The following is a 17714-nucleotide window of genomic DNA, read 5'->3' as shown; positions in this document are numbered from 1 at the left end:
AAAAGCCCTTCTTTATGCTACAAAAAAACTAAATTGTGTTGGGAAAAATTTTTGCAAGGGCTTTAAATGTTAATGCGGAAAGAGGTAATTCCTTTAAGCAAGTGCGGTTAAAAAAATTCTCATTATTTAAACCCTGCATTATTTCTTGTGGAATCTGATTTTTATCAGATATTTCTAAAATATAAATATGTACTTGAAGAATATATTTCGTGTAAGAATGTTTAAAGGAATGGTGATGTTGAAATAAATTCAAATATGGAGATTCTTCCAAATTTAAAAGATTATATAATCCGTAATAAAGTTTTGTATTGCTTTTTTGCAAATAAATAAAATCTTCAACAATCAGCACTCCTAAAAAAAGTGCTTTAGGCTCTAATGCTGTCTTTTTTGGTGTTGGATATATAAGAGGATTATTTTTACCTTCACAATAGCATAATAATGGGCAAATCAAGCATTGTGGGTTCTTAGATATACATAAAGTTGCCCCCAAATCAAGCAATGCCTGATTGTAATCAAAGCTTGAATGTAGACATAAAAGATTCTTTGCAATATCATTTAAATTCCGCAAAGATGGTTGCTCCAATGCAAACAATCTCGAAAAAAGTCGCCTAATATTTCCATCAACAAAACTCACAGGCTTTAAAAAACCAAAACACAAAATTGCACCGGCTGTGTAATCTCCAATACCCGGTAAGCTTTTCAATTCTTCAAATGTTTGCGGAAGTTTTGCATTATATTGTTTAAGACAAATCTTTGCACTTCGATGCAAATTCCTCGCCCGCGTATAATAACCAAGTCCCTGCCATGCTTTCAGCACTTTTTCTTCATCTGCTTTTGCAAGAGATTCTAAAGTTGGGAATTTTTCTAAAAATGGGGCATAAAACCGCTGTTGCACAACATTCACCTGCGTCTGTTGCAACATAACCTCACTCACATAAACCTTATAGCCCCTCTCTACATCATCTGATAAATTACGCCATATAAGCTCCCTGCGACCATATAAGGCATACCATCCCAAAATGGCCTCATGAAAAGCCGATAACTGCTCAAAAATCTTACTCAATCTATCAGTTACCCTCGTAATTGCTCCAATCGTTCGTGTTTTGTTCCAATTTCTGTAATTTGAATACCAAAGTTACCATCAACAATCACCACCTCACCCTTTGCAATCACTTTATTATCAACAAGAATTTCAAGCGGATCGTTTGCAAGTTGATTTAATTCAACGACACTCCCAATATCCATCGCAATCACATCCTTAAGAAGCATTTTCTTTTGTCCGATACGCACTTTAACAGGTAAATGCACATCCATAATCATATTAATATTTTTCATCTCTCCACTAGAAAGATTTACGCTTCCACCTGCTGATGGGGTAGCTGGAGAATCAGATTCAAGAGTATCATTCTTTTCAAAATTACCAACAAAAGCTGAATCTGCAATAAAATACAATTCATTATTAATCTCGTTCAACGAAAAACTAAAGGTTAAAATTTTTGCATAAGAAGAGAGATTCAATTCACCTGACGCGACAGACTCTACCTTCTCTGGAGAAAAATTCAGTTTGGGTAACTCCTTTTGTGAAGCAAGTGCCGTACTGACTGCACCTACAATATTAGAAATCACCTCTTTTGTTGCGTCCAAATCATCATCAGTCATTTCATCTTTACTACTTCCATCGCCTCCGAGCATTAAATCTGAAATAGCCGTGCCAAGTGCAACAGGAACGGCCATTGCCACACCACCATTCCCGCCACTCACAGCAATTTTAACAAGTGCTACAGGACCATCGATAGTTTGGGAGGTGTTACCCTCACCCTTGAATTCCACATCAGGAGCAGAACCAGTTAACCCCTCAATCGTCGCCACCACTTCTTGCGTAATGAGTTTTGCAAAATCTGTCATCATATTTATTCACCCTCCCTTTCTTTCATCTCCGTCACACGGCTCTTACGTTGTGCTTCAAGCATTTCAAGAATCTCTTTAACTTGGTCTTTTTCAGTTTTAATAATTTCTTTCACCTTGATTGTTTTGCGGTATCTTTGCAAACCAATGCTAGAAATATATTTTTCGCGTCCATTCACATTTACAATAACAGTATCATCAGCAGCCCTATCAAGTCGCACAATATCACCCTTCTTCAATTCTAAAACCTCATTGAGCGTGAGTTTAGTACCGCCTAAAATTGCTGAAAGTTCCACCGCAGAACCACCCAACAATGCTTGCAATTCTTTGTTGCGACTTTTCTTAGAACTTGTCTCACTTAGCATTAAGTCCCTACTTGCCAAACGAGAAAGCACAGACTCTAAAGAAATAACAGGATAACAAAGGTTCATCATTCCACTTGAATGCCCAATAATAATCTCCATAACTACCATAATAACAATTTCATTTTGTGCAACAATTTGCACAACATTTGGGCTTGATTCTTTTGCATCAACGCTAGGAAAAACCTCCGTAACAGGTGCCCATGCCTCTTTAAGGTTTTGCATCATTTGCTTAAGAATCGTATCTAAAAGATTTAGCTCAATATCACTAAACTCACGCGTTGACTCATAAGGATCGCCCTTACCCCCCAACAATCTATCAATCATTGGAAATGCAATACTTGGATTAATCTCTAAAACACCTGTTCCGTCAAGAGGTTTTAATGAAAAAACATTAAAACTCGTTGGGCTCGGTAAAGACATCAAAAACTCTCCATAAGTCATCTGGTCTACAGAGTGCAGCTGAATTTCCACAATACTCCTCATTACCGCTGAAATTTGACTCGAAAGATTCCTTGCCATCTTGTCATGGATTCCACGAAATGCACGCAACTGCTCCTTGCTTACACGATTGGGTCGTTTAAAATCATAAAGAGTAACCTGCCTTTGGGCAAGAATGTCATTTTTCTCTAAAACTTCAACATCACTGGAAGCTTCATCATCATCAACAACTTCCAAAAGGGCATCAATTTCTTCTTGACTTAGTATATCAGCCATTATAACCCTCCTAATTGTTCAAATTTATGGCGAATTTTACCCAAAATCTCCTTATGAATCTGGGAAATTCTGGATTCTGTAATTTCTAAAACTTCACTAATCTCACGCAAACTAAGCTCTTCAAAATAATAAAGCTGAATGACTAACTGATCTCTCTCACTTAGCCCTTCCATAATTTGTGTAATAACCTGAATCAGCTCCTCTTCTTCTATCTGAATATCAGTCGCCGTATCTGTGGAAAAGTTCAACTGTTCATCAAGTGGAAGGGTGGCATAAATATCTGATGCAACTCTAGCATCTCTGATATGATCAATATCCTCATTCAATAGTTCACTCAAATATTGATCACTTGGAACTTCATCATGCAAAGTCGCATACTTATTTATCTCAGTTTCAATAAGACGAATAAGACGACGACTTGCACGACTCACCACATCAAGACTTCTCAAATAATCAAACATAGAACCCTGTACCCTTGTTCTTGCATAACCCCAAAAGGAATCATTTTTGTTTGCATCGTAGCGACGCGATAGCTTGATGAGTTCCTCTGCTCCTATGGAAATTAAATCATCTACATCAACACTACTCGGTAAGCGTTCTTTCATACGAAAAGCCATTGCACGAACAGCTGGAAGATAAGAGACGGCTAATTCATCCTGAATCATCCGTATTTCACTTTGATATGCCTCCCTACTCATGACCATACTCCCTACCATAACTTCTCTAGCTAGAATCAATCTCTAGCCGCCTCCTCATTTTTCTGGGAATTCTCCTCGTTAGACAATTCCCCCTCCTCACTTAATTCATTCATTTTGATAGTATGAATGAATTCACGCACACGATTGACCATTTTCTCTCTACGCTCAAATTCCTTAATAAAGTATGCCAAAGTTTTATCGTGATGTTCTTTATGAAGCCGTTTGCGTTCAAAATTAAAAAACATCAAATAAAAGGACATAGAGAGCGTAATAAGAAGATAAAAACCAATCGTAACCAGCCCTGTCCAAATGACAATCATCTCAGGAGAATCAAACTTTAAAATCGCAAGAACCAGTCCAAAGAAAAAGCCATTCACAATAGCAAAGCTAATGTAGTTATCAAACTTCATATGGCACTCCCATAAAGAGAAATTGACGCTCAAAACTGCTTTAAAATCTTCTCAAAGAAGCGTCCAAAGCGCCCGTCCTCTTTAGGTAGCACTTTTCGTTCCAACTTTTGAGCTAAATGGCGTGCAATCTCTTCAAGTTCCACACTAGGAGTGCTAAATGGAGAAATAGAGGCAAACAATTTCCTCCCTTTCGTCGCTTTTGTAACAATTCCATCATAGGAGAGAGCACCTAAGAAATCTAATTCTAAAGTATCAATATGCTCCCGTGCAACCTTATTAAATTTATCAAAAATCGCCTGTGCTTCCTTAGAATTCTTCACCATATTAATCACAACAAAAAGTCTATCTTTATTGCGAGAACAAATCTTAATCGTTGCGTAAGCGTCTGTTAAGGCGGCTGGATCGGTCATTGTTACCACAATCACTTCATCACAAGCCTCCAAAAAAGATTGCGTATGCTCCCCAATTCCAGCTCCAGTATCCACCAAAACAAAATCCAAATCATCAAGCAATATCGAATCTTCAATAATACGATCGAACATTAATTCACCACTGTATTTAAGAATCTCCGCACCACTTTCACCGGGTATCAAAAACAAACCATCAGATTCAATTGGAATAATAATATCCCTTAAAGAACATTCACCCTTTAGGGCGTGCAAAAGATTCTTCTCACTTTTTACCCCGAAAATAATATCAAGATTCGCTAAACCAATATCTGCATCAAAAATAGCAACCTTAAAACCTAACTTATATAAAATATAAGATAAATTACTGCATATCGTGCTTTTACCTACCCCCCCTTTACCGCTTGTAACAGCGATGAATTTAGTCCCCTTCTCATTCCTCAATCTCTCATTTTCTAAAATAAGTTCTTCAAGTTTATGAGCCTGGTTGCCTAATGACATTACTCAGCCTTCTTAAATCCATCAAGCAAACAATCAGTCAGATATTCGCTACTTGCAACAACCAAATCATTGGGTACTTCCTGCCCAATAGAAAAATAACTAAGAGGCTTTTTAGTCTCATGAACAAGTGAAAATACATTTCCAAAACCTCTAGTTTCATCAAGCTTAGTAAGAACAAGCGTATCAATATCAAGAACAGAAAAAGTGTGATAAATATCCTTTAAATCTTCATATTTTGTCGTTGCAGAAATCACTAAACTTACGTCAATTGCACAATTTGAGTCACTATTAACAAAACTTTTCAAAAGATCAATTTTTTGTTTATCATGTTGGGAGCTACCCACAGTATCCACTAAAATATAATCACAATACTTTAGGCTATCCACCGCTTGAACAAACTCACCAGGATCAACAACCGTATCAATGCTTAACTTCATCTTTTTTGCATAAAACATCAGCTGGTCCACCGCCCCAATCCTAAAAGTATCAAGCGTGATAATACCAACCTTATACTTTTTATTCATCATAAAAGCATAACGTGCCGCAAGCTTTGCAAGAGTCGTCGTCTTACCCACCCCAGTCGGTCCAACAAGCATAATAATTTTTTTAGAACCAACCTCCAAATTTTCAGGACGACAATAAACCATTTTACGCAAAACTTCACGAAAATAACGTTTGATGAATACAGAATTCTCGCGCATTTTCAGTGGCATTAACTCTAAAGTTAGTTGCATAATCTTATCTAAGTGACTACGATAAATCCCACTATTTTTCGCTAAACGATAAATTTCAGCAAATTCTTGAGGAATCATTAAGCCCTCTTTTTTTGGCCCCTCTTTATCCCACACCATCTCGCCAAGAATCTTCATCTTATCATTTAGCTTATCAATCTCTGCCTTAATTGCTTTAAGCTCTTTGATTTCATTTTTTGTTGATTCCGCCTCTGTGTTTCCCATATTTTGCCCAACAATTGGGCGAGAAAGCTCCTTATTCAGCTTGTTAGAAAGAGAATGGTTCTTTTGTGAAGTCGGTACACCCGCAAGCTCTGAAATTTGACGTACTGTATCTGAAAGTTGCAGTAAATCGTCACTTTCTTCACCCAACCCCAACACAGGTGTAAGGGCTGGAGCTTTTTTTGCATTCCGCTTTGCCTCTAAACTTTTCTGTGCAATTTCTTGTAATCTCTCACTTGCATTATTGCTTTTTTTGGGAGGCAAGGAAGGAGGCATACTGGGTTGTGCCTCCTCATCAATAGCAACTTGCACCTCATAAAGTGCTGGCTGTGTCATTGTCTTTTTACGCACTTCCTTCGTCTGCAACACCAAGGCTTCCTCTCCATGCTTTTGCTGAGCAATCTGCAAAGCCTCCGTTGGCGATTCTCCCTGATAAGTATAAACTTTCATCTACTTTCTCCCTAACTCATTTCTAACCATAACGGTATTATAACACTTTCTCTTTGCTTCCAAGCCTTGTGCGGAATCGTTAACGTTGGGGTTTGAATGTGATATCTTCCAAATGCGATAATATCAATGTCAAGTGTTCTTGGAGCATCTTTAAAAAGCCTTTTTCTTGGGCGATTAAAACGTCTTTCAAGATAGCTCGTATAAGCAAAAAAATCCTTATATCCATAGCTTGTTTTGACACGAATCGTTGCATTATAAAACCACTCTTGTTCCTCATAGCCAAAAGGAGGATTATAGTAAAGGGGTGAAGTTGAAAGAACTTCAATATGTGAATTTTCCTTGAGTTTACCAACTAAAGACTGAAAGTATCCTATCGTATCCCCACAATTTCCACCAACACCTATAACGACCTCAAAACGTTTTGCACACTTTTCCTTTTCATACAAAGGAAACATTTTATCATAGCGGATGTGTCTTACTTTAGGGATCTCACTCACCATTGGACTCTCCACAAAACCAAAAATAGTCGCTACATATCAACATCATCAAACTTTTTGTTCTTGCGTTTTTAAACGTGCAATCTCATTAAGAATTTGTTGCATAGCAATCAAAGCAAGATGATAACCAAAAGGACCAAAACCTGCCAAAACACTCGAGGCAACTTCTGCTGTTAAGCTATGTCTACGAAATTCTTCCCTTGCGTGGATATTGGTAATATGCACCTCAATAACAGGCAACCTCACCGCCAATAATGCATCACGAATCGCAATAGAGGTATGTGAATAAGCAGCCGGATTAATGATAATCCCATCAGCATCACCCAAGCATTCTTGAATCCTATCAACAATCTCACCTTCAAAATTACTTTGAAAAAACTCAATCTCCAACCCCTGCTGTTTAGCGACTTCTGCCATATTTTGGTGAATATCCTCCAAACGCATAGGACCATAAAGATGTTGCTCACGCATTCCTAGCATATTTAAGTTAGGACCTTGAATGACAACAACTTTCATCATTTACCCCCTTAGGCTTAAGAATCAAAAATATTCCCCATTATAACAAAGGAAACCTAAAGCTTAACATAATTTTTCGCATTTTCTCTTAAAATATGCTTTATTTGCAATATTTTTACTTTCTATCAAGTTTTTAACGTAATTAATTAAATCATCGATGCTCACATTCAATTTTTAGCCCACAACAAAAAATCCAGTCTTACAACTCTATTTTTTATTTTTTCTCTCCCTCTCCTCAAGCCAATCAGGCTTTTGAATCTTAGGTCGTTTTGAGGACATATAATTTAAATACACACGAATTGTTAACACAATCACTAAAAATGTAACAAACGCGGAAATAATTGTCCCTAATGTATAGTCTCCTGAAAACATCATAATCTTACTCCTTTTGTTGTTGGCTCATCATTGAAATATTCTCCAATTCTAATTCCTTAAGCAATGAGAATAGAGCAATAAATTGCTTAAAGGCACTCTGAGAATCCCCATAAATCGCTATTGGTGTTTTTTTATCAACAAGCACAAGCCTATTTCTGATCTGCTCCAAACTCATAGGGGTTTGTTCAAAGATAAAATCCCCTTCTTCAGTAATACTCAAGGATATCTCATTCTTGAGTGTCTGCCCCTCTTGCGTAATTTGATTTTCCACCAGACTGACACGATTAGTTTTAATAAAGCTTGTCTCCATTAAAATAATAACCAATAATACAAGAATAATGTCAATAAACGGAACAACATTAATGCCCTCAATTTTTTGCATTTTCATTATCAATCCCGCTTGTTAAGAACTTCCCATTCTGTAAGAATCACTTCACTTTTTCGCACAAGCAAATTATAGCAAAACAAAGAAGGAATAGCGACAAGCAATCCAAATGCTGTTGCTTTAAGTGCTAAGGCTAAACCTAGCATAACTTCTTCTGAATTTGAGCTATTCTGATGCACTTGCACAAAAGTTAGCATCACACCAAAAACCGTTCCTAAAAGCCCAACATAAGGGGCATTTGTCGCGATTGAGGAAAGTAACGTTAAATGCTTTGATAACGCAATTTCCAATGTACCTTTTTGCGAAAAAGACTCAAGCTGGATGGAGCGATAGAAAGAAATGCGTTCAAAAACTATCGCCAATGCAACAACACTCATTATTCCTAAAAGCCCTAAAACACCATAATCTACTATTTCTTTTAAGTAGAATTCCATTACTTTTTAACCCGTTTAAAACTAACATTGTTAATTATATTCATCTGTTTAGTCCGCTCCCTTCCCCTTCTTTGTTTTTTAAAAAGAAGATAACAAACCACACAAGTCAAGATTGTTGCAAAAATAATCTCAAAATACATTACCCCCACCTTTATCCATTAGTATCTTTTCAGCTCAGCTCTCGCCTCCCTGTCCGCAATTCTGCGTTTGATTGTTTCGCGTTTATCATGCAAGTCTTTTCCTTCCGCTAAGGCAATTTCTACTTTTGCACGATTCCTTGCATTAAAATAGATGGATAATGCAACAATCGTGCGTCCCTTTGTGGAAGTTTCGCCCAAAAGCTTGTGGATTTCCTTTTTGTGTGCCAATAATTTTCTCGCCCGCCTTTCATTAGGCTTAAAATGTACATAAGTTGTTTCTAAAAATGAAATATGTGCATTCAGCAAAAAAAGTTCGCTCCGCATTACGCGTACAAAACTATCCTTAAGATTTACACGCCCCGCCCTTAAAGCCTTAACTTCACTCCCCTTTAATTCAATTCCCACCTCCAGTGTCTCTAAGATAAAATAATCAAACCTTGCTTTTTTGTTAGTTGCAACAATCTTCTTTTTAGGATTTACTTGTTTATTACTTTTACTATTTTTTGCTAATAATTTATTTTCAACCATCTCTACGCCTTCAAGCGAAAGAAACTACTCCCACTCCCACTAAAAAAATATCCATCTTCACGATAGTCTTCTAATTCTTCATAAAGTGAAAAAGCACTACGAGCAAGATCATTTAGTTCAAATAAATCCGAAAAACCATTTAAAATTTCTTCACTTTTTTTATTTCCCCAAGTCTGCAACAAATGTGTATCAAAAACTTGCTTAGGCAAAAAATATTCACTATAGTGCCGGTAAACATTTGCTGTATTGCAAAAAACAGGCGGTGTATAAATCTCTAGCTCTGGTACTTCCTCTGTAAAAGGTTCAAGAATTTCCCCTATTCCTTGAACATTCGCACTTTCTAACCTACTCCAAAAAAATGGTACATCAGCCCCAACTTTCTTTGCAATTTGAATCCAAACAGATTCTTCTAGTTGAATATTCAAATACTCTTGCACCATACGCATAAATGTTGCTCCATTAGAACTTCCTCCAGCCAATCCAGAACCCATTGGAATGCGCTTAAAAATATGGATATGGAGATGATTTAAGGCCTCTTTTTGTGCTACAGACAAAAAAGGCTCTAAGGCTTCTTTTGCAGTCTGAATCGTATTTTTTTTAGACAACTGCACAAAATCACCACTTCCTTCAAAGCTTACACAAAATTCTTTTGCACCCTCTCTCAGACTCAAGGTATCAAACAAAGAATCCACACGCAAAAAACGCGAAAATAAGAGATGATAACCCTCTTGATTCTTGCCTGTAATTTTTAAAAAAATATTGACTTTTGCAAAAGAATCCCATTCCACTTTTTATTTTCCTTTATTTTTTTGTGGCACATTAGGGATTTTTACATGTGGCGTTCCATTTTTATGTGGAAGAATTTTGCTCAAATGCCCTAAGCTCTCGTTTGCTATTTCATTTCCACTGATAGATTGTTTGTTTTTATCCGCCACCATTTGCCGTAATTCTTCACGCAAAATAACAAACCGCGAAGGTGCTTCAAACCCAAGCTTCACAGTTCCCCTATCAATAGAAACAACCTTAATGACAATTTCATCACCAATAACAATGCTTTCGTCCTCTTTCCTTGCTAAAATTAACATTTCTCAATCCTATTTAAAAGATATTTAACCTCTGATTTTTCTACCCGTATTATAGAAAAAAAATCCTCAAATTCTACTATAAAACATCCGGTAGAGTCCACATTTAAATCAGATTTTTTCAATTTTTTTCCTTCTAAAAATGATTCTTTCAAGTTAGGAACACTTAAAATAGGGTATTTTATCAATTTAAGAGGATTTAATTTAACAATAGAAATTTTTTGCAAAATTTGTTTTTCTGGATGATTTTTTATAAAAATTTCACCTTCGTAACAACGTTCTAAACTGCTCAACACCCCAGAGACATTCAAACGATTCGCAATCATTTGCCCAATAGAACGTACATAGCCACCCTTACTTAAAGCAACTTCAAAGGTTAAAAAAGGGTGAATATAGTGGATAATCCTGAAAGAAAAAATTTGCATTTGAATAGAATCTAACACCACTTCCTTGCCTTCTCTAGCAAGCATATACGCTCGTTTCCCTTGAATCTTTTTTGCACTAAATATAGGTGGTGTATAAGTCATTACTCCTTGAATTTGTTGTGTCGACTCTTGAATATCACACCAAGAAAAAGGTGGAATGCAGGTAACTGATTCAATATTTTCAATATCTAGCGATTGACTCTTTGCCCCTAACCATAAAGTTGCACGATAACATTTAGGTTCTACGCAAATATGAGGTAAAAGCCGTGTATATCCCTCTGTGGCAACCAATAAAACGCCTTTTGCGAAGGGGTCAAGTGTCCCGCTAAACCCTGCTTTTTTTACGCCAAAAATTCTTTTTATGCGTCCCAAGAAATGATTAGAACTTTCAAAAATCGGCTTATAGGCAGCAAAAATTTCTCCTTGCATTCTCCTCCTTTTGAGTTTTATAACGCAAAATTGTAACCTTAAAAATATTAAAAAATGATTTGCAAAAAGTGGCGTTTTTTTGTTAAGATAACATTTCATTAAGGAGGCAATATGGAATTTTTGGAAAATTACTTTGGGAGCATATTGAATGCCATTTTTACCCTGCTTATGCTTAGTTTAGCATGGGTAGACTACAAAAGTTTTAATACGCCAAGACATCGTGATTTTAAATCCATCATTATGAGCACAGGAGTCTTAGGGACTTTTGTTGGAATTTTTGTGGGCTTATTTGGTTTTAATACATTGAATATTCAAGATTCTATTCCCTTACTTTTGGAAGGTTTAAAGGTTGCTTTTTACACCTCCATTGTCGGTATGGGTATTTCTATTGCACTTTCAATTTTACAAAAAGGCAAAGTGAATCAGCAGGATTCAGCAGATCAATTTTCTTTACAATTACAAAAATTTGATGACTTGACATACTTACAAGATTTAAAAGAATTAAAAATTCTTCCCCAAATTCTTGATGCTTTAAATACCCAAAAACACAATATTGAGGCTTTAAATGAAGGTAGAAAAGAACATTATCTCGCATTAGAAGAAATGACAAAAACACATTCTAGCACATTAATTGAATGCCTAAATCACCAACATCAACTCTTAAGCACACAGCTCCAAAACGAATTTGCAACACTCTCACAAACATTAAAAAAAAGTGTTGAAGAACTTGCGAAGGGGGCAAGCGAACATTTGGTTGAAACTCTAGCAGAAGTGATTAAGAATTTTAATACAAACTTGAATAATCAGTTTGGAGAAAATTTTAAAGAATTAAATATAGCGGTTGGAAGAATGTTAACTTGGCAAGAGCATTATCAGCAAAGCATTGAAACAAGCCAAGAAACCTTAAAACAAGCTGTGATAGCAATAGAAAAAAGTGGTGATACATTGAGTCGCATCACAGAACACCACCATCAAACACAAACATTCTTCAATCAATTAGGAGAGATGATTCAACAAACAAGACAAGAGGGAGAAGTTTTATTTCATAGCTTAGAGAGTTTTGCAGGCTTAAAGAAAAATGCAGAGGATATGCTTGAATCTTGTAAGCAAAGCTTTGAGATTTCAGTCAATACTTCAAGAGAGATTGAAGCAATTTTAAAGAACGCATTTAATGAGAGCGAAGAGACTCTTAAACAACGCATTTTAAGAATCGGAGAACAAAGCAGTGATATTATAACTAATTTGCAATCGCATTTTCATGCATTTAGCGAACATTTTAATAGTGAAGTAATTGGTATCTATCGGCATCTAAATCAACAAATTCAGGAGGATTCTGCCTTATTCATTGAAAATATGAATACCCAAAGTGGAGAATTTAAGCAAGGTATTGCCGCTTTACAAACAACGGGGGAAGAGAGCTTTTTACATTTACGGGAAAATTTGGAGAACCTCTCTAAAAATAGCGCAAAACAATTACAAGAATCCATCGCCCATAGTGAGGAATTACTCAAAAATCGTAGCGAAGCCCTAGAACAGCTGATTTCAAACCACACAAAGAGTGTAAAAGAAAATTTTCAAGAAATTGGAGGTGAATTTTCTAATGTGATTCAAAATATTGGAAATGGTGTGAATCATCTACAAGAAAATTTACAACAAGAATTAACGCACACAATGCAGAATTTACGCAGTGATTTAAAAAACTTCAATTCACACTTAAACACAGAATTAATGCAAACAACCCAATCATTTAAGGAAAAACTAAGTCAAGATTCATCTATTCTACTTGAACATTTACGGAAAGAAGGCAAAGAAAGAGAGTTGCTATTCACTGCCCAACAACAATTTATCGAAGAACAACAACGCATTGCAAAAGAAGGTATTATTGCTGGAGCAAATGCAATGGTGAAACAAAATCGGGCTTTTTTAGAAAGTGTTGGGACACAAACAAAAGAATTCTTCACACGTTCTCTAAATGAATGGAAACAAGAACAAAAAAATGCTATTGATACAGGGCTTGAAGATTATCGCCGACTCTCTCTTGGCTTTAATGACTTATTGCAAAATTTACTTGGTCATCTAAATATGTTGCAACATGGTATCAGTCAAGGTGTGGCGGAAGTGAGAGAATCCCTCAAAAAGGCTTTTAGCGATATGATTATGGAGATGAAGAAAAGTAGTGATGAATATAACCATTCTTCATTAGCTATTATGGAATCTAACATTTCAAGCATTTCAAATAAAATCACAACATTACAAGAACTATCCCATCAATCCATGGAACGCATCACTGCAGATTATATTGCCTCCTTAAAAGGTGCAATGCAGGAAAGTGCAAATATTCCCAAAGAAGTAAGCGTACAAATTCTTTCAGAAGTGCAGAATCTCCAAAAAGCAATCGCAGCCAATATTCTTACAACAAATCAGGATATTTTGCATAATAAAGAGGAAGTGAGTGCGATGATTGCACAGGTGAATTCCTCTTTACAAAATGAGTTAAATTCTGCTTCACAAATCAATAAAAACCTACAAGAATCTCTACAAAAACTAGATGAATCCCTCTCTCACCTCACAGATGGATTCAAAGGTGATTATGAATGGTTTTTACGCCGTATTAGTGATTTTATGGGTAATCGCAATTAAGTGGAGAAATGAATGCAAAGAGATAGTCAATGGATTAGTATTTCTGATATGATGGCAGGATTAATGATGATTTTTTTACTCATCACTGCCTCTTATATGTTAATTTCAAACAATGCACGACATGAGCTAGAAAAAAGTAATGAAGAGCTAAAAAAACTAAGCGATAAAATGAGCCTCATCGCACAAGAGCATTATGACCTAGAATCTGCCTTGTATGTGGATTTAATGAAAGAGTTTAGTAAAGATTTAAAGCAATGGAATGCCCTCATTGATGAGGGAAATACGATTCGTTTTCGCGAACCCGATGTCTTATTTGGAGCAGGTGAAGGAGAAATGAGGGAAAGATTCAAGCAAATTTTAGATTCTTTCTTTCCACGTTATATTGCGATTCTTTCTAGCCCAAAATATCGCAACCATATTGAAGAAATCCGTATTGAAGGGCATACTTCTAGTGAATGGAAAGCATCTAGCCAAATTACGGAACGTTATTTGGAGAATGCTTCTTTAAGTCAAGCAAGAGCATTTTCCGTACTTCAATACTGCTTTTCTTTACCTCAAATCGCTAAAGATAGGGAGTGGCTTATCAGTGTGTTACGAGCAAATGGGCTTTCTTTCTCAAAACCTTTAGAAAACGATATGCTTTCGCGTCGTGTAGAATTCCGCACAATTACAAAAAGCAAACAAAAAATTGAACAAATTTTGAATGTAAGTCAAGAGAATAATCTGAATGAGGAAATCCAGAAGAGTTTAGAGAAAGAGTTTAAAAAAGGTACAAAAAATGAACAATAAAGCACAAGAAATAAGTATTAATCCAAAAGCTATTCCCTCTAAACCCACACAAGAATGCACAAAAACAAAACAGGTAGAAGAAATTGAACAACTTGCACATTTTTTACTAAAATATGCGATTTACTTATTTGGCTTTGGAGCATACTCTGCGAGAATTATACGTTGTGTTGTGCGAATTGGTAATGCTTATGGATACAATGTTCATATTTCCATCTTTTTTCGCAATATTACATTAACTCTCAGTACGCCAAACTTGAATTTAGCTTCAACTTATGTGCTTTCAAGTCCACCTATGCCTTTGAATTTTGGGGCAATTGTAAAACTATCTGCCTTAAGCTGGAAAGTACATGATGAAAAAACTCCTTTTACTGAATTATTACAAGAATTTAATCAAATCATCCAACTCAAAAAAAGAAATATTTTGCAAGAATTATGTTTTGTTCCCTTATCTAACGCTTCTTTATGTAAAATTTTTGGTGGAGATATAGAATCCTTTATGATTGTATTATTTTCAACCACACTAACACTTATTTTTCGTGAGTATTTCATACGCATCAAATTAGATATGCGTTTATTAGCAATTATTTCTGCATTTATGGTCTCATTTTTTGCATCCTTATTTCAACAAATTTTAAGTACAGAAACATTAGATATCGCCATTGCTGCCTCCGTACTCTTTTTAATACCGGGAATTCACTTTATCAATGCCACTTTAGATATTTTAGATTCGCACATTCTCACAGGTATTTCGCGTGGGATTGATGCAGGGATTATTATTGCCTGTATTGCTGCAGGAATGTATTTAAACTTATATTTAATAAGGATTTTGAATGTGGGCTGAATTCTTCCAATCCTTTCAAGAGGCTATTTTTGCTGCTCTAGGAACATTAGGATTTGCCTGTATCGCTAAACCACCTATAAAAACGGTTATTACAACAGCATTCTTAGCAGCAATTGTTTTTGGTTTGCGTTATTATCTACTCTATTTTTTATCTTTTAATATCGTTGTTGCAACTTTTATTGCCTCTTTATTTGTTGGATTTAGTGCTTTATTTTTTGCAAGAATGCTTAGGGTTCCTGCAGAAATTATCTCTTTACCTGCCGTTATTCCAATGATTCCAGGAATGTATGCATATCAAACCATCCTTTCTTTTGAAGCATTTTTTCAAAATAAAGACGCAAACAAGGCTGTTGTATATTTGGTTGAAATGATGAAGAATCTTCTTACAACAACCTTTATCACTCTTGCTATCGCCATCGGTATTACTCTCTCATTATTTGTTTTTTATGAACAAAGCTTGATGATGACACGTTCTCTTAAACATGATAAACGTTCTTTTTGGAAATTCTTAAAATCTGAATTTTAGCTTAAACATAAGCTCCAATAGATTGAAAATGCCCATTTTTCATAAAACCGTGTGTGCACTACTAAAAATTTATGCTACAATGCGAATTTTATTAATAAGCTTTGTTGAGAGAAATTACTTTTAATGATTCAGCTAAACTGCTAGATGAATTTATAATTTAATCGGGCATTAATAAAAGCTTAAAAAACAAGGAGTCCAAAAATGAACAGTATCAGAATTAAGCTAGCACTCATTGCTGGCTTTACTACCCTAGTTTTAATGATTGTTTTGGGGATCACCTCATACGTGTTTAGCAAAGAAGCATTGATTGATGAAGTTTTAAAGTCTACAATTAATGATGTTCGGTTGTTAAAGTCAAATATTGGTGATTTTGAAAGAGACAATTTATTAGCTATTTCTGATTTACAAAAATTAATTTTGCAAAAACCTACTTCAGAATTAAACTCTGAAGAAGCATTCATTGCGAGTGTTGGTCCTCATTTGCGTCCATTCAAGGAAGGGGGACAGTTTTTGGCAGCTTTCATTGGACTTCCTAGTGGAAAAATGGTTGTCTCGGATACAAGTACACCGGAAGATAGCTTATATCGTGTTTATGGAGGTGATAGCTCTTATATGGCTAGCTCAAGACCATGGTATCAAGGTGCAGTAAGCAACAATGGTTTATTTGTAAGCGATATTTATGTTGATTCTGAAACAAAATTACCCTGTTTTACTTATGCCATTCCTTTGATAAAAGATGGAAAATTAATAGGAATTTTAGGGATTGATTTACCAGTTACTAACATTCAGCGACAAGTTGAGAATTTTTCAAACAGAGTCTTCATTTATGATAATAGTTTAACAATTTTTGCATCTTCAGATCAAACATTACTACTAAAAAAAGACCCAAATATTCCCAATATCGATTCTCTTCTTAGAGCAAATGGAACATTGGTGCCTCTCCATTATTTAAGAATTGAAGATAAGATGGATCGTATTTCAGTATGTGACTTTATTGAAAGTGGGGCAAGATACACAATTTGTGCCACCACATCACCTGCAGAAATTAGCCAACCAGCGACAGAGATTTTCTATATCAATCTTGCATTAATGGTCATTATGGGAATAATTTCTATTTTAGTGCTTTATGTGATTATGACATTTTATTTGAAGCCAGTTAAGGCTATACAAGATGGATTAAAAAACTTTTTTGAATACATTAATCATCGCACAGAATCGGTCAACCTAATTCCTATTACCTCTAAAGATGAATTCTCTAATATGGGTGAAATGATTAATAAAAATATTCAAATTACGAATAAAGGTTTAGAGGCTGACTCCTTGTTAGTTGGGGAAGTTGTGCACATCGTTCAAGAAGCAAAAGAAGGACGTTTTGGTAAAACAATCGTTCAAGAAAGCTATAATCCACAGATACAAAAAATTAGACTTGCACTTAATGAGATGTCTGAAGCTCTTTTTCAAATGGTCGGCAATGATCTCTCAAGAGCAGCCCAAGTTTTCCATTCCTATGAAAATAATGACTTTACATTAAGAATTCAAGATGCACAAGGCTTAGAAAATGGCGTGAATAAACTTGGAGACTCTATTGCAGAAATGCTAAGAGTATCCGCAGGTTTTGCACAAGAATTAGAAAGTAAATCTAAAGAATTAGAAAGCACTATTCAACGACTTTTACAGGGTTCAAATACTCAAGCTTCCTCATTA

At 35.6% G+C, this 17714-nt stretch carries 21 protein-coding genes; 5 read left to right on the top strand and 16 right to left on the bottom strand.

Translation table 11 applies throughout. The features are described from left to right. Positions 1–28: 28 nt before the first annotated feature. The 16 genes from mutY to CCZ01_RS03325 form a co-directional block, all read right to left on the bottom strand. Positions 29–1063 (bottom strand): A/G-specific adenine glycosylase, encoded by a 1035-nt coding sequence (mutY, locus tag CCZ01_RS03395; RefSeq protein WP_112051832.1) that lies wholly within the window; start codon positions 1061–1063, stop codon positions 29–31. An 8-nt stretch (positions 1064–1071) separates the two neighbouring features. After that, positions 1072–1905, bottom strand: coding sequence for a flagellar motor switch protein FliY (gene fliY / locus CCZ01_RS03390; RefSeq protein WP_112051947.1), 834 nt, complete (start codon positions 1903–1905; stop codon positions 1072–1074). A gap of 5 nt (positions 1906–1910) precedes the next feature. Further along, a complete protein-coding gene (gene fliM / locus CCZ01_RS03385) occupies positions 1911–2984 on the bottom strand; it encodes a flagellar motor switch protein FliM (RefSeq protein WP_112051831.1) in 1074 nt (357 codons plus the stop codon). Next, positions 2984–3682: an RNA polymerase sigma factor FliA gene (locus CCZ01_RS03380; protein WP_112051830.1), complete on the bottom strand. Its 699-nt coding sequence runs from the start codon at positions 3680–3682 to the stop codon at positions 2984–2986. The genes fliM and CCZ01_RS03380 overlap by 1 nt, the downstream gene beginning before the upstream one ends. A gap of 35 nt (positions 3683–3717) precedes the next feature. Beyond that, positions 3718–4092, bottom strand: a complete 375-nt coding sequence (locus CCZ01_RS03375) for a hypothetical protein (protein WP_181566293.1) — start codon at positions 4090–4092, stop codon at positions 3718–3720. Positions 4093–4121: 29 nt separating this feature from the next. After that, positions 4122–5000 (bottom strand): MinD/ParA family protein, encoded by an 879-nt coding sequence (locus CCZ01_RS03370; RefSeq protein WP_112051829.1) that lies wholly within the window; start codon positions 4998–5000, stop codon positions 4122–4124. Then, entirely contained in the window at positions 5000–6403 is a 1404-nt protein-coding gene (flhF, locus tag CCZ01_RS03365) for a flagellar biosynthesis protein FlhF (protein WP_112051828.1), read from the bottom strand. Before flhF ends, CCZ01_RS03370 begins: the two co-directional genes overlap by 1 nt. An 11-nt stretch (positions 6404–6414) precedes the next feature. Further along, positions 6415–6903, bottom strand: coding sequence for a 2-amino-4-hydroxy-6-hydroxymethyldihydropteridine diphosphokinase (gene folK, locus CCZ01_RS03360; protein WP_112051827.1), 489 nt, complete (start codon positions 6901–6903; stop codon positions 6415–6417). A gap of 45 nt (positions 6904–6948) precedes the next feature. Continuing rightward, positions 6949–7416, bottom strand: a complete 468-nt coding sequence (gene aroQ / locus CCZ01_RS03355) for a type II 3-dehydroquinate dehydratase (RefSeq protein ID WP_112051946.1) — start codon at positions 7414–7416, stop codon at positions 6949–6951. Positions 7417–7623: 207 nt separating this feature from the next. Continuing rightward, positions 7624–7791, bottom strand: coding sequence for a hypothetical protein (locus tag CCZ01_RS10320; protein ID WP_181566304.1), 168 nt, complete (start codon positions 7789–7791; stop codon positions 7624–7626). 4 nt (positions 7792–7795) lie between these two features. Further along, positions 7796–8179, bottom strand: a complete 384-nt coding sequence (locus CCZ01_RS03350; RefSeq protein WP_112051826.1) for a biopolymer transporter ExbD — start codon at positions 8177–8179, stop codon at positions 7796–7798. 2 nt (positions 8180–8181) lie between these two features. Then, positions 8182–8610: a TonB-system energizer ExbB gene (exbB, locus tag CCZ01_RS03345; RefSeq protein WP_112051825.1), complete on the bottom strand. Its 429-nt coding sequence runs from the start codon at positions 8608–8610 to the stop codon at positions 8182–8184. A gap of 158 nt (positions 8611–8768) precedes the next feature. Continuing rightward, positions 8769–9278, bottom strand: a complete 510-nt coding sequence (smpB, locus tag CCZ01_RS03340; protein ID WP_112051824.1) for an SsrA-binding protein SmpB — start codon at positions 9276–9278, stop codon at positions 8769–8771. A 2-nt stretch (positions 9279–9280) separates the two neighbouring features. Further along, positions 9281–10066 carry a 4-(cytidine 5'-diphospho)-2-C-methyl-D-erythritol kinase gene (locus CCZ01_RS03335; protein WP_112051823.1) on the bottom strand — a complete coding sequence of 262 codons (786 nt, stop codon included), beginning with the start codon at positions 10064–10066 and terminating at the stop codon, positions 9281–9283. 3 nt (positions 10067–10069) lie between these two features. Beyond that, entirely contained in the window at positions 10070–10363 is a 294-nt protein-coding gene (gene csrA / locus CCZ01_RS03330; protein WP_112051822.1) for a carbon storage regulator CsrA, read from the bottom strand. Further along, complete coding sequence (locus tag CCZ01_RS03325; RefSeq protein WP_112051821.1) at positions 10357–11214, bottom strand: pseudouridine synthase family protein; 858 nt, start codon at positions 11212–11214, stop codon at positions 10357–10359. The genes csrA and CCZ01_RS03325 overlap by 7 nt, the downstream gene beginning before the upstream one ends. A gap of 111 nt (positions 11215–11325) precedes the next feature. On the opposite strand from CCZ01_RS03325, the gene CCZ01_RS03320 reads away from it, so the two are divergent. The 5 genes from CCZ01_RS03320 to CCZ01_RS03300 form a co-directional block, all read left to right on the top strand. Beyond that, the gene (locus CCZ01_RS03320) at positions 11326–13854 is read left to right on the top strand and encodes a coiled-coil domain-containing protein (RefSeq protein WP_112051820.1); all 2529 of its coding nucleotides are present in this window, start codon (positions 11326–11328) and stop codon (positions 13852–13854) included. A 12-nt stretch (positions 13855–13866) separates the two neighbouring features. Further along, positions 13867–14643 (top strand): OmpA/MotB family protein, encoded by a 777-nt coding sequence (locus CCZ01_RS03315; RefSeq protein ID WP_112051819.1) that lies wholly within the window; start codon positions 13867–13869, stop codon positions 14641–14643. Beyond that, a complete protein-coding gene (locus CCZ01_RS03310; RefSeq protein WP_112051818.1) occupies positions 14633–15484 on the top strand; it encodes a threonine/serine exporter family protein in 852 nt (283 codons plus the stop codon). Before CCZ01_RS03315 ends, CCZ01_RS03310 begins: the two co-directional genes overlap by 11 nt. Further along, the gene (locus tag CCZ01_RS03305; protein ID WP_112051817.1) at positions 15474–16010 is read left to right on the top strand and encodes a threonine/serine exporter family protein; all 537 of its coding nucleotides are present in this window, start codon (positions 15474–15476) and stop codon (positions 16008–16010) included. The genes CCZ01_RS03310 and CCZ01_RS03305 overlap by 11 nt, the downstream gene beginning before the upstream one ends. Positions 16011–16211: 201 nt before the next feature. Continuing rightward, positions 16212–17714: methyl-accepting chemotaxis protein (locus CCZ01_RS03300; RefSeq protein WP_146745211.1), on the top strand; the 1503-nt coding region annotated here is incomplete at its 3' end.

Origin of the sequence: Helicobacter monodelphidis (genome assembly GCF_003288845.1) — a bacterium.
Lineage (GTDB): Bacteria > Campylobacterota > Campylobacteria > Campylobacterales > Helicobacteraceae > NHYN01.
Note: the sequence above shows the minus strand (reverse complement) of the source record. Positions and strands in the feature narration are given on the sequence as shown.

Coding starts and splice junctions, on each gene's coding strand:
- fliY (WP_112051947.1), bottom strand. CDS start 1,905: ATGACAGATTTTGCAAAACTCATTACGCAAGAAGTGGTGGCGACGATT.
- fliM (WP_112051831.1), bottom strand. CDS start 2,984: ATGGCTGATATACTAAGTCAAGAAGAAATTGATGCCCTTTTGGAAGTT.
- CCZ01_RS03380 (WP_112051830.1), bottom strand. CDS start 3,682: ATGAGTAGGGAGGCATATCAAAGTGAAATACGGATGATTCAGGATGAA.
- CCZ01_RS03375 (WP_181566293.1), bottom strand. CDS start 4,092: ATGAAGTTTGATAACTACATTAGCTTTGCTATTGTGAATGGCTTTTTC.
- CCZ01_RS03370 (WP_112051829.1), bottom strand. CDS start 5,000: ATGTCATTAGGCAACCAGGCTCATAAACTTGAAGAACTTATTTTAGAA.
- flhF (WP_112051828.1), bottom strand. CDS start 6,403: ATGAAAGTTTATACTTATCAGGGAGAATCGCCAACGGAGGCTTTGCAG.
- folK (WP_112051827.1), bottom strand. CDS start 6,903: ATGGTGAGTGAGATCCCTAAAGTAAGACACATCCGCTATGATAAAATG.
- aroQ (WP_112051946.1), bottom strand. CDS start 7,416: ATGAAAGTTGTTGTCATTCAAGGTCCTAACTTAAATATGCTAGGAATG.
- CCZ01_RS10320 (WP_181566304.1), bottom strand. CDS start 7,791: ATGATGTTTTCAGGAGACTATACATTAGGGACAATTATTTCCGCGTTT.
- CCZ01_RS03350 (WP_112051826.1), bottom strand. CDS start 8,179: ATGAAAATGCAAAAAATTGAGGGCATTAATGTTGTTCCGTTTATTGAC.
- exbB (WP_112051825.1), bottom strand. CDS start 8,610: ATGGAATTCTACTTAAAAGAAATAGTAGATTATGGTGTTTTAGGGCTT.
- smpB (WP_112051824.1), bottom strand. CDS start 9,278: ATGGTTGAAAATAAATTATTAGCAAAAAATAGTAAAAGTAATAAACAA.
- csrA (WP_112051822.1), bottom strand. CDS start 10,363: ATGTTAATTTTAGCAAGGAAAGAGGACGAAAGCATTGTTATTGGTGAT.
- CCZ01_RS03325 (WP_112051821.1), bottom strand. CDS start 11,214: ATGCAAGGAGAAATTTTTGCTGCCTATAAGCCGATTTTTGAAAGTTCT.
- CCZ01_RS03320 (WP_112051820.1), top strand. CDS start 11,326: ATGGAATTTTTGGAAAATTACTTTGGGAGCATATTGAATGCCATTTTT.
- CCZ01_RS03315 (WP_112051819.1), top strand. CDS start 13,867: ATGCAAAGAGATAGTCAATGGATTAGTATTTCTGATATGATGGCAGGA.
- CCZ01_RS03310 (WP_112051818.1), top strand. CDS start 14,633: ATGAACAATAAAGCACAAGAAATAAGTATTAATCCAAAAGCTATTCCC.
- CCZ01_RS03305 (WP_112051817.1), top strand. CDS start 15,474: ATGTGGGCTGAATTCTTCCAATCCTTTCAAGAGGCTATTTTTGCTGCT.